The organism is Tautonia rosea (assembly GCF_012958305.1).
Classification (GTDB): Bacteria; Planctomycetota; Planctomycetia; order Isosphaerales; family Isosphaeraceae; genus Tautonia; species Tautonia rosea.
Genome location: NZ_JABBYO010000015.1, coordinates 125139 through 138154, shown reverse-complemented (window position 1 = coordinate 138154; position 13016 = coordinate 125139). Strand labels below are relative to the sequence as shown.

The 13016-nt window shown below is 59.4% G+C and carries 8 protein-coding genes; 6 read left to right on the top strand and 2 right to left on the bottom strand.

The window, feature by feature from the left end; translation table 11 throughout:
- Positions 1-161 precede the first annotated feature (161 nt).
- Positions 162-902, top strand: a complete 741-nt coding sequence (locus tag HG800_RS22135) for a metallophosphoesterase (protein ID WP_169979610.1) — start codon at positions 162-164, stop codon at positions 900-902.
- Positions 903-1146: 244 nt separating this feature from the next.
- Positions 1147-1335: a carbon storage regulator CsrA gene (gene csrA, locus HG800_RS22130; protein WP_169979608.1), complete on the top strand. Its 189-nt coding sequence runs from the start codon at positions 1147-1149 to the stop codon at positions 1333-1335.
- Here the strand turns inward: csrA and HG800_RS22125 are convergent.
- Positions 1332-2399, bottom strand: coding sequence for a sugar phosphate isomerase/epimerase family protein (locus HG800_RS22125; protein ID WP_169979606.1), 1068 nt, complete (start codon positions 2397-2399; stop codon positions 1332-1334). The genes csrA and HG800_RS22125 overlap by 4 nt on opposite strands.
- 149 nt (positions 2400-2548) lie before the next feature.
- Here HG800_RS22125 and HG800_RS22120 point away from each other — a divergent pair, with 149 nt between their 5' ends.
- The 4 genes from HG800_RS22120 (at position 2549) to HG800_RS22105 (ending at position 9935) form a co-directional block, all read left to right on the top strand.
- Complete coding sequence (locus HG800_RS22120) at positions 2549-5326, top strand: glycosyl hydrolase (protein WP_169979604.1); 2778 nt, start codon at positions 2549-2551, stop codon at positions 5324-5326.
- 386 nt (positions 5327-5712) lie between these two features.
- Entirely contained in the window at positions 5713-7437 is a 1725-nt protein-coding gene (locus HG800_RS22115) for a DUF1549 domain-containing protein (protein WP_169979602.1), read from the top strand.
- A 105-nt stretch (positions 7438-7542) separates the two neighbouring features.
- Positions 7543-8835 carry a DUF1501 domain-containing protein gene (locus HG800_RS22110; RefSeq protein ID WP_169979600.1) on the top strand — a complete coding sequence of 431 codons (1293 nt, stop codon included), beginning with the start codon at positions 7543-7545 and terminating at the stop codon, positions 8833-8835.
- On the top strand, positions 8832-9935 hold the full coding sequence (locus HG800_RS22105; protein WP_169979599.1) for a WD40 repeat domain-containing protein: 1104 nt from the start codon (positions 8832-8834) through the stop codon (positions 9933-9935). Before HG800_RS22110 ends, HG800_RS22105 begins: the two co-directional genes overlap by 4 nt.
- A 454-nt stretch (positions 9936-10389) precedes the next feature.
- Here the strand turns inward: HG800_RS22105 and HG800_RS22100 are convergent, their stop codons facing one another.
- Complete coding sequence (locus tag HG800_RS22100; RefSeq protein WP_169979597.1) at positions 10390-12588, bottom strand: hypothetical protein; 2199 nt, start codon at positions 12586-12588, stop codon at positions 10390-10392.
- Between the last annotated feature and the right edge of the window lie 428 nt (positions 12589-13016).

Genomic DNA, 13016 nt, shown 5'->3' with positions numbered 1-13016 from the left:
GATCCATGTTCTGTTCAGATTCCCATTCAATCATCCCGCGCCTCCGCTTCGGAGGGATCGCACCTGAGGATCGAACATTTGCCCACCGATGCTCCCCCTCAGCATCACATCTTCCTCTTCCACTGCTGTAGCTGCAAGCGATCGAGAGGAGGGCCGAGATCGTGGCCGTCTGGGCGATAAGTGACCTTCATCTCTCCTTCGCCAATCCGAAACGCCGGGAACACTATGCTGCGCGATGGCAAGACCACGCAGAATCCATAAAGAACCACTGGATTGATTCAATTGGCCCTCACGACTTGGTCCTGATTCCTGGGGATATCTCGATGGCCTTCAACCATCGTGATCTCCAACCCGATCTGGACTGGCTCGGTCGGTTACCTGGAATCAAGATCTTGGCTCCAGGAAATCATGATCGTTGGTGGGGCAGACTCAAGAACGTTCAAACAGTCCTCCGTCGTTCCCAACGCGCCGTCGATGGGATTGCCATCGTGGAAGCGGGTGCGGTGATCTGCGGTGCCCGAAGCCTCGATGTCATCGATCTCGACCAGGCAAATCCTCTTCAGCGTCAGCAGTATGAACGTATTGCGAATGCGGTTCATTCCATGCTTGCTGAAGCCTCTTCGCTTCGAGCTCCTGGAATGCCGCTCTATGTCCTCTGGCATCATCCTCCGTTCGATCAATACGGGCGACCAGGCCCCTGGGTATCCTTCTTCGAAAAGGCCCAAGTCACTGCCTGTGTTTATGGCCACCTACATGCTGAGCTGCAATGGTCCTTCGCCGTGCAAGGCCTCGTTCGAGGAGTGCGTTATGCTTGCGTCTCCGCCGATGCCATCGGCTTTCGTCCCCTTCGGATCGATCGGCCAACCCACGATTCCAAGCAGCCAACCCAAGTGAGATCTTGACTTCCCGTTTCTCTCAACGACGTTCAAGAACGGGTGATGGAGTGCCATCTCTGCGTCAACGAAGCGTCGCCATCAGGGAAAATCATCCATGCTAAAGATCGAGGAGAAAAAGAGATACGGAAAATCGAACCAAATAGAGAGGAAGATGGCACCTCGTTTGCTAGTTGGATAGTCGGTTAATATCTGGTGATATGCCAGACGTTGGAGTGATCACCTCAGGACACACATCGCAGGAGAGCGTGTCATGCTCGTACTCAGCAGGAAGCTTGGTGAAAAGATCGTGATCGGCGAGAATATCGTCGTGACGGTGGTGAAAATCGATCGCAATCAGATCCGACTCGGAATCGAAGCCCCAAACGACGTTCCGGTCTATCGTGAAGAAATTGCCCCGGAACACAACACGCCCCGAATTCGGGAAACGGTGCTTCGTTAATGATCAGCCTCCATTTCAGTTGGACCTTGTGACCTCTCTTCCGGATTCACCTGCGAATCGGTCGGCCAGATCGCATCAAGAGCTTCAGCTGCGTTTTGAACAACCTGCTTCCAATCGGCAACTTCGTCTCCCATCGCTTGCCTGAGTCCTCCCCCGACGACTGGCTCGGGGTAGACAGGGCCATCATACCTACATTCTGAGAGTATCCGAAGGAGCGAACGGTTGGGCACGGGCCCTTCCGCGGTAGGGAGCGAGCGTTGATTGTCTCGAAGGCTCTCTAGTCCATCCGTAGCCGAGTCAAGGACGTCACTTAGATGGACCGAGATCACCTCGTCGGGCTCGAACCGCCGAACGATTTCTACTGATTCTCCTGCGGCGTACAGGTGAAACGAATCAACGATCAGACCCACATCACACCCTTGATCACGAAGCGCCCCGAGCAAGGGACGAAGCGCTTCGAGCCGGTCAATGAACCGGAAACCCCGTCCGGTTCGGAACGACGCGACTCCAATCGCCTCCAGGCCTAGCCGGTGCCCGTGGTCGTTCAGGATTTTCGCGATCGGCCCCAGTCGATCCAAATGCCAGGCGATTGCGGCGTCCCCGGGCTGGTCCCGCTCGATCACGTCAGGGTCGAGCACTTCCGGAAGGACCCAGGTCCCGGTACGGTCGAGACCCAATTGCGAAGCAACTCGAGCAAACGAGGGTAACTGAGAAAGATCACGTCGAAACCGATCTTCGTCGCCTCTCCAGTCAACCGGCAACGGCCAGCTTCCTGCACGCAGGCCGAGGTCGGCCATTCGTGAGGCAAGGGTTTCCAGATCAGAGTTCTGCTCGATCAGATCCCGGATCAAGAGTTCGACTCCTCGAAACCCGAATTGGGCGGAGAGTTCAATTGCCGAGAGGGCATCGAATCTCAGGCCAAGCATCCTGAGACTGAGCGAGGGCGACATGGCGTTGCTCCGAGCAGAGACATGCTGCTCGATGCGTCGAGCACAGGGAGGCATGATATTCAGCTTCACCTTCGATCGTCCAGCCTCGATGCCTCTGAGGTCGTCGATACTCATGGATCTCCTCTCACGTCTCTCTTGGCGCGGAGGGTCCCGACTCGGGAGAATCTCCAAGCATGCGTCAGGACTTTGGTCGGATTGGATAACGTCGCGACGATCGCGGTCGAGTCCGGCTTGGGCGGAGGTGGGCGGGAGCAAGAGCGAGGATGCTAACGTCCTGGATCGAGGCGGCGGCAAGTGGACGACTTGGAGGTCCGATCCGGGCCGGGATGTGGGGCACGGTTGTGCTAGGGTCTCACCCTGCTGACCATGACGAAACCCAATGCTGGCTCGAATTGATCGTTGACGACACGTCGCTTGGACTCCTTCCCGCCTACTGGCTCGAAGATCGCGGAGTGAATAGCCTCTGGCACGCTCCTATTCCTCCGCAACGGATTGGTTCACGCCTGCGCTACCGTCCCATTGCAATCCGCGAGGGTGAACCGCCGGCGGAAGGGCCCTGGAGAGAGTTCCAGGTTCGCCCCAATCTCCCGGATCGCACCGAATCATCCGAGCCGCTGACGATCGGACTGGTCGGAAATCGCCACCTGACAGCCCGAGTGGACGAGCGAGCAGCCACCTTTGACCTGTTCTTCCCGACCATTGGTCTTCATTCCAATGTTCGACCAGCTGAGGGAGATTTATCGAACAGCCGCTCCCATTTCCAGACGATCGTCGGTGGACTCGCCCTCGGTTCAAGGCTCGACTGGTTCGCCGAACGCATGAGCTGGGACGCGTCCCAGCATTATCGACCAGAGACCAATCTTCTCGAAACCGAGTTCCGATGGCGTCGCGGACCGATTCGAGTCGTCGCCGTCGACTTTGCTGCAATGGGTCCAGACTTTCCCCGAACAGGAGGAGGGCTCGAATCAAAGGGCCAGTACATTAAGCGATTTCGGATTCTCAATGAGAGTAACGAGTTTTTGTGCGCGCTTTTCGGCCTCTATGTCCATGCCGAGGTCAACGGAGGAATCGGCGAGCCGAGCCTCAGCTGGCAAGACTCCGGCCATTGCCTCCTTGCCGCCAATCGAGGTCATGGACACGCCAACCGCAAGCTCGCGCGAGACGCCACCGTCGAGTTCGCCATCGGGCTCGATGACCGCGGACCCGTTGACTGCGAGCCAACCGGGCCGAGCGAAGCCATTATCTTCCGAAATCTAGAGCTCCCCCCGGGCAGTGAGGTTCGTGTCGATGTCCTGATCAGTGGTGCCTTCACAGGCTGGCGAGGTGATCAGGGAACATTCGAACACTGGCTTCGCCCTGCCCTCAACTGGTTCCGCTCAGTCGATCTGAACCAGGTCGAGCAATCGACCGCAGCCGAATGGGTCGGGGTTGTCCAGTCGTTACCGGTGGTCGAATCCTCTCGGCCAGGGCATGCAGAAGTCTTGCGCCGATCGGCCCTTTCGGCTCTCTTGCACTGTGATCTGGAGCACGGTTCCATCGCTGCCGGCTTCGATCGTGGGATTAATGCCTACTGCTGGCCTCGTGACGCGCTCTGGGCTACAACAGCCATGGACCGTCTCGGGATCCCAGTGGTTGCGGAACAGTTCTTCGACTGGCTTGGAAGGGTCCGAGGCCGCACCCAGGTCAATCAGGCCTGGTTTATGAAGTACACAATCGACGGCCTTCCGGAATGGGAAACACCTGCGATTGACCAAACTGCACTCGTTTCGTGGGTGCTTGAAAAGCACATCCGGCGCACAGGAAACCTTGAGTTGGCCCAGAAATACTGGCCTCTGGTCGAGCGTATGGCCAGTGTCTGTCTTCAAGGTGATGGACACCCGGGACTGAAGTGGTGCAACGACCTCAACCTGTTCAGCTCTGCCGGACTCTGGGAAACCCGCTTTGGTGCCTACCTTTCTAGCAACGCCTGCGTGGTGGCTGGGCTCCAGGCGGCGGTTCGATTGGGCCGCCTGCTCGACCTACCAACTGCAAACGAACAAATCGAACAGTGGGAAGAACACGCCGATCGTATCTGGAATGTGGGAATCCTTGGGGAAGGCGAGCAACGCGATCAACCCGGACTGATCGATTCGAGAAGTGGACGTTTTTTGGAAGGCCGACGTATCTCGACCCGCTTGGGGTTGTGGTCGGACCAGCCCGGCTCCTGTGTTGAACGTTCAGCTGCACTCGACATCGGGGTTCTTGGCCTAGCCGTTCCTCTCGACCTTCTGGCCGCCTCCGATCCTCGGCTCCGACGAACAGCCGGAGCAATGTTGGTGCATAACGTAAATCGTGCAGATCCTGGTGGTCTGACGAGATGGGCTCCTGACCCGATCCGCCTCGAAGAAACCTCACTTGCCCCCAACGAGACCCAACGGGAGACACCCTCGTGCCTTGCGACCCTCTGGATGGCCCGATATCTCATCCGACTCGCTCGTGAGACCGGAGAATCGAGACATTGCGCCCAGGCTGTGGAATTTCTCGATCGGATGATCGCCAGACTCGGACCACTCGGTCTGAGCCTTCGTCCTGGACCTCGTTCCAACCCGTTCTCAAGCAGTCTCGCCCGCTATTTTCAGGGGGTCTGGGGACTGCACACGATGTTGATCGACACCATTCTGGATCTCGTTGATCTCGACTATGACGCTATTGACCGGCGCTTATCCTTAAAGCCAATGCTACCTCCGAGTTGGCCTCGAATTGGGATGACCCGAAGCCTGCCTTGTGGCCGCATCGGATTCCGGTACGAGCGTCCCGTGGGTGGTCGTGCACATCGGCTCTTGCTTTCCGGCCGGCTGGACCACGCAATCCGATTGGATGTCGACCTCTCCTGTCCAGGGTTGGGTAGTCTCGGACCGTGGTCTTCTCGTCCTTCAGTCCCCCCGCCTCAGCTCAATCTGACCACCGGCAGGCTCCTCTGGTCGATCCTACTCCCCCCAGGAGAACTCGACGCCGAATGGGCATGGGGAGATGATGGCGGGGAGTGGATCTCCGCCGTCTGAATACCGATCGACCGTACGCTCCCACAGGACGGAATGGAATCAAATGTCTGAGCGCTGACTCGACAACCGATCCTGCCGCCACTTCTCTTCGTGCACGTTGCGAGTCTTCAACTCTGCTCTGCTCGCCTACGAGGTCTGATCAGATTGGACCTCACCCAATGGGTGAGCGACATTCTCGTCCCTCTCACGTCTTCGTCAGACCGCTCCCCTCGCCCGTGCTCTCGGAACCGCTCCTCAGAAGAAACATGTTGCAGCGGCAAGGGTGTCACACTATTGTTTAACTCGACCCCACACGGGCATCCGTCGTCGCGTCACTCAGAGTGCATGTTGAGTCAGGGTTGGAAGCGATCGAAGGCTCCATTGAAGTTGCAGCGGAGGCTGGGGAGATGCGAAATAGAACCCTCGGCGTGCTCGATGTCCCAATCGCGCTGATCCTCATCCTGCTGGCTGGGCAGTTGACGCAAGCTGAGGAACCGAGGCTACCCTTGCACGAGCGGATTGACCGGCTCGTTGAGGCCGCGAGCGATGGCCCGAGGGCTTCACTTGCTACGGACGGCGAGTTTCTCCGACGAGTCGTGCTCGACCTGGCAGGCACCATCCCCTCGGCCGAGCAGGCTAGGACCTTCCTCGATGACCCATCCCCCTACAAACGGCAGCGGTTGATCGACGAACTTCTGGCAAGCCCCGGCTATGCCAGACGGATGCAGTACGTGTTTGATACCACGCTCATGGAGCGTCGTCGCGATCAGCATGTCCCTCGGGCCGACTGGGAGGCGTTCCTTCACCGGGCGTTCGCCGAGAACCGGCCTTACGATCAGTTGGTCCTGGAAATACTCGCTGCGGATGGTTCAGAATCCTCCAAAGAACGTGCTCCAGCGAAGTTCGTACTCGACCGCGGGGCCGACCCTGACTTGGTGACCCGCGACCTCGGGCGGATCTTTCTCGGCCGAGATCTTCAATGCGCCCAGTGCCATGACCATCCCCTGATCGAAGACTACTTACAATCCCACTACTTCGGAATTCGCGCCTTTCTCGACCGGACGAGCCTCTTTACCGAGCCCGAATCAGGCCGCGTGATGCTCGCAGAGAAGGCTGAGGGGGAGACGACTTTCCAATCGGTCTTCCGGAAAAGCGTCACCCACACGACCGGGCCTCGTGTCCTCGACGGCACCCTGATCGCCGAGCCGGAATTGCCCGAAGCGGAGCGTTACGTGGTCGCCCCTGAAAAGGATGTACGCTCTGTTCCGACGTTCAGCCGATTCGAGCAACTCGCCCCGGCGTTGGCCTCTGACGAGGTTACACCCTTCGCCCGCAATGCTGTGAACCGCCTTTGGGCGCTCTTGATGAAGCGAGGAATCTACCACCCGCTCGACCTCGACCACAGTGACAACCCGCCGTCGCATCCCGAACTGCTCGACCTGCTGACGGCGGAGTTTCAAGCGATGGATTATGACATCAAGGCATTCCTTCGCGAGCTGGCCCTGACCCGAACCTACCAGCGCTCCAGTGAACCGCCCCCCAGTGACGACGAGGCAGCCAGCGATCCGAGCCGCTTCGCCGTGGCCTCGATTGCACCGCTTTCTCCTGAGCAACTGGCATGGAGCCTGATGAGCGGATTGGGCGTGGTCGAGGCCCAGGAACGGGCCGTTGAGGCCCAACTTGATCATGCCGAAGGGTTTCTTTGCGAGGTCTGTCGCGACGATCCTGAACGCCTGCTGCGGCATCCCTGGATTGTCGAACAGGAGATCCACGCAAAGCTCGCCGGCAACGTCACCGCCTTCGTGCGCTACTTCGGGGCCACCGAGGGTCAGCCCGACGAAGCGGTCGAGGCGAACGTCCACCAGGCCCTGTTCCTCAGTAACGGCGGACCAGTCCAGAACTGGGTCCAGCCCTCCGGCAGCAACTTGACAGCTCAATTACAGGCGATCGACGAACTGGATGTACTTGCCGAGCGACTCTACCTCAGTCTCCTGAGTCGTCGGCCCTCGGCGGAGGAGCGGGCCGAGGTCGTCGGATTGCTCAATGCACGCGGGGCCGAGGGTCGATCGGCCGCGATCCGAGACCTTGCCTGGGCGTTGATCACCTCGGCCGAATTTCGCTTCAACCACTGAGCCTCCCGAGCACTTTTCCGGACACCGGTTGTCCGAAGCGTCGCAACGATGAGGACTGTTCGATCCGATCCGGGCTGCGATTCCCCTAATCACGGAGTTCCTCGCATGTGGTGCCCTTACTCATGTCGGTCGGTCGAGCACGCCGTTTCTCGCAGGGCCTTCCTCGGCGGGGTCACCGCCGCAGGACTTGGTACGGTGGCCGGGTTTGCCGGTCGGCCGATGACCACCCTCGCCAGCGACCTCCAGTCCTCCGGTCGACAGATTCTCGTCATCTTCCTCGCCGGCGGTTCGAGCCAGCTCGAAACCTGGGACCCGAAACCGGGGACCACCACAGGGGGACCGTTTCGGGCGATCGAGACCTCGGTGCCGGGGGTCCGCATCTCGGAACTCCTGCCCCGGACCGCCCCCTTGATGCATCACCTGGCGTTACTCCGCGGTCTGAACACCGCAGAGGATGACCACGGCAAGGGGAGCTACCTGATGCACACCGGCCGCCGCGAGATTCCGGGCCAGGAGCACCCCCACCTCGGATCGCTCGCTGCCCGGTTCCTCGCGCCGGAGAAGGACCCGCTGCCCGGTTACATTCATATCACCCCGGGCGGAGGTGGCCTGAGTGGGAAGGACGCTGCCTTCCTCGGTCCCAAGTATGGAGCTCTGGTTCTTGGGAACGGCCAGGCCCCGGCCCATACCGAGCGCCCGGGAGCGCTCGCCGACGCCGAGGATCAGGCCCGCCACACCCTGCGAATGCAACTCGACCACCGCTTTGCCCTGCGGCGCCGGACCGCCGAGACCGAGGCCTATACGAACTCGTATGAACAGGCGCTTCAGCTGATGGAACGCCGAGATCTGTTCGACGTCTCCCGGGAACCGCAGCGCGATCAGGAACGTTACGGATCTCACGACTTCGGCCGGCATTGCCTGCTCGCTCGCCGCCTGCTCGATGCCGGCGCGACGTTCGTGAAGGTCACCCACTCAAACTACGACACACACAACGAGAACTTCGACTTCCATCTGGAACAAGTCGGCGAGTTCGACATCTCGTTCGCTGCGTTACTTGGCGATCTGGCTGATCGGGGGATGCTTGATCGGACCCTCGTCGTCGTGATGTCCGAGTTCGGCCGAACCCCTCGGATCAACCAGTATTACGGCCGAGACCACTGGAGCAAGGCCTGGTCGGTTGCTCTGGCCGGTGCAGGTATCCAGCGCGGGGTTGTCGTTGGTGAGACCAACGCTGACGGCACTGAGGTCACCGACGGCCAGGTCGGCGGGCATGACCTGTTCCATACCTACCTCCGGGCTGTCGGGATTGACCCGCTGATCGACGAGTTTTCGGTCAATGGCCGTGACTTCCAGATTGCCGATCCGTCCTCTCACGCAATCGAGGACCTGCTGGCATGACTCGCCGCCCTGAAAAGCAACCTGCAGTCCTCGATGCAGAACAGGATCCGGTCACAACCCCGCAGCCCTGTAAGGCCGACGGAGCCGACCCGACCCAGACTCACCTAGCGAGGGAACTGACCCACGATCGGCCACTCATTTGTTGTGCCTTCGATCCAACGGGACGGTTCGTCTTCGCCGGTTCGGAAGACCTCACCGTCCGCCGCTGGGATCTGCTCGCCCAGGAGCCCCCAGCGATCCCCTTCGTTGCACATGAGAGTTGGGTCTTCGACCTCGCCTTCACCCCTGATGGCTGCACTCTTCTGAGCGCCGGTGGCGATGGTTGCCTGATCTGGTGGTCCGCAGCCACCGAGGGGGAACCGACACCCACTCGAAAGATCGAAGCCCACGCCGGTTGGGTTCGCGGAGTGACCGTCAGTCTCGATGGAACTCTCGCGGCCTCGTGCGGGAACGATCGGCGCGTCAAGATATGGTCTATTGATGATGGATTGCTTCTGCACGACCTTCAAGGCGCCCACGACAAGCCGGTTTATGCGGTCGGCTTCCACCCCGACGGCGAGTCACTGGTCTCGGCCGACCTGGAGGGACGGATCGTCGTCTGGGAGGTGTCCTCCGGTCTGATGCAACATCGGCTCGATGCCTCGTCGCTTTACTCGTACAACGGTGGTCAGCAGGTGGACTATGGCGGGGTCCGTGACCTGGCCTTCAGCCCCTCCGGCGACCGGCTCGCGTGTGCCGGTCTTCTAAACGCGACCAATCCGCTCGGCGCAGTCAACGATCCTGCAGTTGTTTTCTTCGACTGGCTCCGAGGTGAACAGATTGCCTTGCTCAAGGCTCAGGGTGGGCTGAAAGGGGTCGCCTGGGGCATCCGGTGCCATCCCGATGGATTTCTCGTCGTCGCCGTTGGCGGCTCTGGTGGCGGGCATCTGCTGTTCTACCGCCCCGATCAGCCCGACGAGGAATTCCACCGCTTCTCCCTCCCAAACACGGCCCGCTCCCTGGATCTTCACCCCGATGGTCTCCATCTGGCCACCGCCCATCACGACGGCAAACTCCGGCTCTCCCGAATGCAGCCGCAATCCCAACCCGCGGCCTCCTGACGTCACCTCAACCCAGAGATGTCTGACTTGAAGGCTGGATGAGCTGCCCAGGGCAGGTGAAGCTCGATCCAATTTCGATTCCAGAAATGTTGCTCACGATCAGTTGTTCATTCGTGGTGAGAAACGAATCGGCTTCTTCGCGATACGACCACACGCCACGACCTCCAGAACATGGAAATCGTGGCGTGCGTCTTGAAGCAAGACTGAATGATCAAGTGGCGGCCTGCTTTGGTGCCCAGATCAGTGCCGATATCTGGAGACTCAACCAGGCAGGATCAGTGGCCCTCCCCTGCCCTTTCCCGAATCGACATCAGAGTGAACTCTTCCTCAATCCCTCTGGTCCGTCCGATTCGTGGTTTTCTCGCCGCTCACCTTGAAAGACTCCTGAGAACACGAATCGGGAACCTCTCCCGCTCTTGTTCCAGGCAATCGGATGCAGGAAAAGACCCCCGCCTTAACCCCGGCCAGGAGTTTCTGGGGTCCAGTTCGGATCAATCCCCGCCTCTTTTCGGAGGTAATCGATCACCGATTCGACGCGGTTCATCTCGGTCGCCCGATCGACATCGGATTGCATGAAGAACGGAAGGTTGGAGAGCACGTTCTGGAAATCAATCCCCGACGTTGCCAGAACGTCTCTGCCCACACTGCTATCAGCCCGACCATAGAAGGCCAGGACCAAGACAGAGTCACCTCTCCGATCCGACGCAACTGCCACCCCATTCTCCCCAGAGTCACCAAGCCCGAACATGGCATCCCGAAGTTCCTCGCTCGGATCAATCGGGGAAAACGCGTTGTTCGATTCTATCCGACGTCGAGGGCCGGTGGATCGCGTGACCAACCCTTCCTCGGTCGCAATCCGATCGAGCGTGTCGGAGGGAATTCCCCCTTCGTCGGTTTCCTTTCGAATCCGACTGGCCAGCGCTTCAGCCGCTTCCGTGGCAAGCGTTCGGGCTTCGGTCCGACGCCAGAGCGACTCGACCAGACCTTCGGGCATCTGTTCAAAGGTGCGACTCGTTTCGGGCAAATCGAGCGTCTTCCAAACCAGATACCGCCGTCCTTCCGGATCCGTGAACTCGCGAGGATCGAACAGAGGGCTGTTTTCCTCGAACATCACGTCCGCAAACGCCCCGAACTGAGTGGGAGTTGTCGAGTCAGGCCGCTCAATTCCCTCGACCGTGCGGGTCAGATGCTGGACGTTACGCAACAGGCGATACGGGGCATTGGCCCACTCCAGTCGAGCCAGCGCAAGGTAGTCTTTCCAGAACTCGGGAATGCCCTGCGGATCGATCAATTCCTCGAAGGTCACAGGATCCGCCAGTGCCCGGGTGAGACCGATCCGGACAAAGGAGATGGCTTCATCGCTCCGGTCAGCATTCCCAAGGACCTCGATCAGAGACTGAGCCGAATCGGAACCACGGAAGACTTCCTCAAGGTTCGGCAGGCGTTCTCGATCCACACTTGATTCCAGGCCGGTCTGAATCGAGTCGAAGTCTCCGCCGATGTCGTCGCTGAAGACACTCATCGACTCCTTCACCGGCTCGAACAGATCCTCAAGCCGATCACGCAACCGCTCCTGAACACGCTGATCAATCACTCCGGCGAGGTATTCGCGTTCGTACTCCACTGGGTATGAGAGCTCAACGCCTTCCCCGTCTTCTGGAGCGGCGAAGGGGTTCACCGGAAGTGCCTGGGCAAAGCGGGCTGCTTCCCGCTCTTGAACCTCGGTGCGATACTGTTCGAGGACATCCTCCTCGAAACCTTCCGCATCCCGAATTTCCTGCTCCAACGGCTCTCCTCGAATCTGCTCTCGAAGCAGATCAATCGCGTTGAGTCCCAGCGTCAGGTACTCCACCTTCACGCGCCGAGGAATCTTGAAACCGACCCTCCCGGTTGTTGGATCTGGCAAGCGGTCTTTGTATTCCTCAAAAAAGTCACGAAGCGTCTGTTCATCCGGACTTCCAACCTTGTCCAGGAAATCATTGACAGGGAAGGAGACATAGCGGGACTCGATCTCGACTAGGCGATCACGGTAGACGTCAAAGGCATCCAGCGGCGTATCCATTGACTGAGAAAGAAGTTCCAACGTCTGTAGAATGCGAACCTGATCCGAGACCTCTGCCAGGAAGCTTTCTTCGGTCATTTCTCTGCCGAAAGCCTGGTTGAAAATGATCTGCAGTTGCTCGGCCAGATCAATTGGATCGAACGCCGGTAGAGTTGGCTGAAGATTGCGATACAGCTCATGCTGCATTCGAGCTTGTTCGAAAATCCAGTTGCGAGCCAGATCTGGGGTACGTGGGATGCCCATGGCGTCGGCCTTGCGTTCCAGCAACATCGCATCGACCATCGCGGCGTCGTCCGTCGGACCGAACGGCGGAGGATTGAAATAGGGGACCAACGGCATTCCCCCTAGCCTCAACGCGAGTTGAGACAGGACGTAATTCGCGCGAATGCGCTCGATCCGGAGCTGTTCCAGATCGCTGGTTCGAACCTCTCGACCTCCCATCTCGACCACAACACGGTCGACCATCGTCGGCCGGGCATAATCATTGAAGAGTCGCGGAAGTGAGTCGGCCAGCACAAAGGCGAACATGGCCAGAATGGCCAGAGCCGCGAGCATTTTTCTGCGATGTCGACGGAAGACCTGAAACGGCATGACGTTGTCCTCGATGACAGTCGGCAAATCGGGCCTTCAACCCCTGATCGGGTGCGGGGATCCTCGACGACGACGACTCGGTCGCGTCAGCCCGCTCCGCCCTGCTGACCTCTTGTCCATCACCCCTTGACAGCCGCGACAATGCTCGCTAAGTCAGAATGGCAATGCGGGTCGATCATTCGTGCCCGAAAGGACGTAGTGTACCAGGGATGACCATCACGACGGAACTGCACTCCCGCGGGTTGATTCACCCGCAAACGGCTTTCGTCGCAAGGAACTTCCCCGTCACCTCCTTTGTCTTTACGGTTGCGGAACGCGGAAGGCTCACCTGGCGAATCCTTCCAGGAACGCCGAGACTTCCGGACTCCTGACCGGCTTTGATCCAACGCGACTGCGTCGAACAACGCTCGCAACGGGTCTAATCGGCC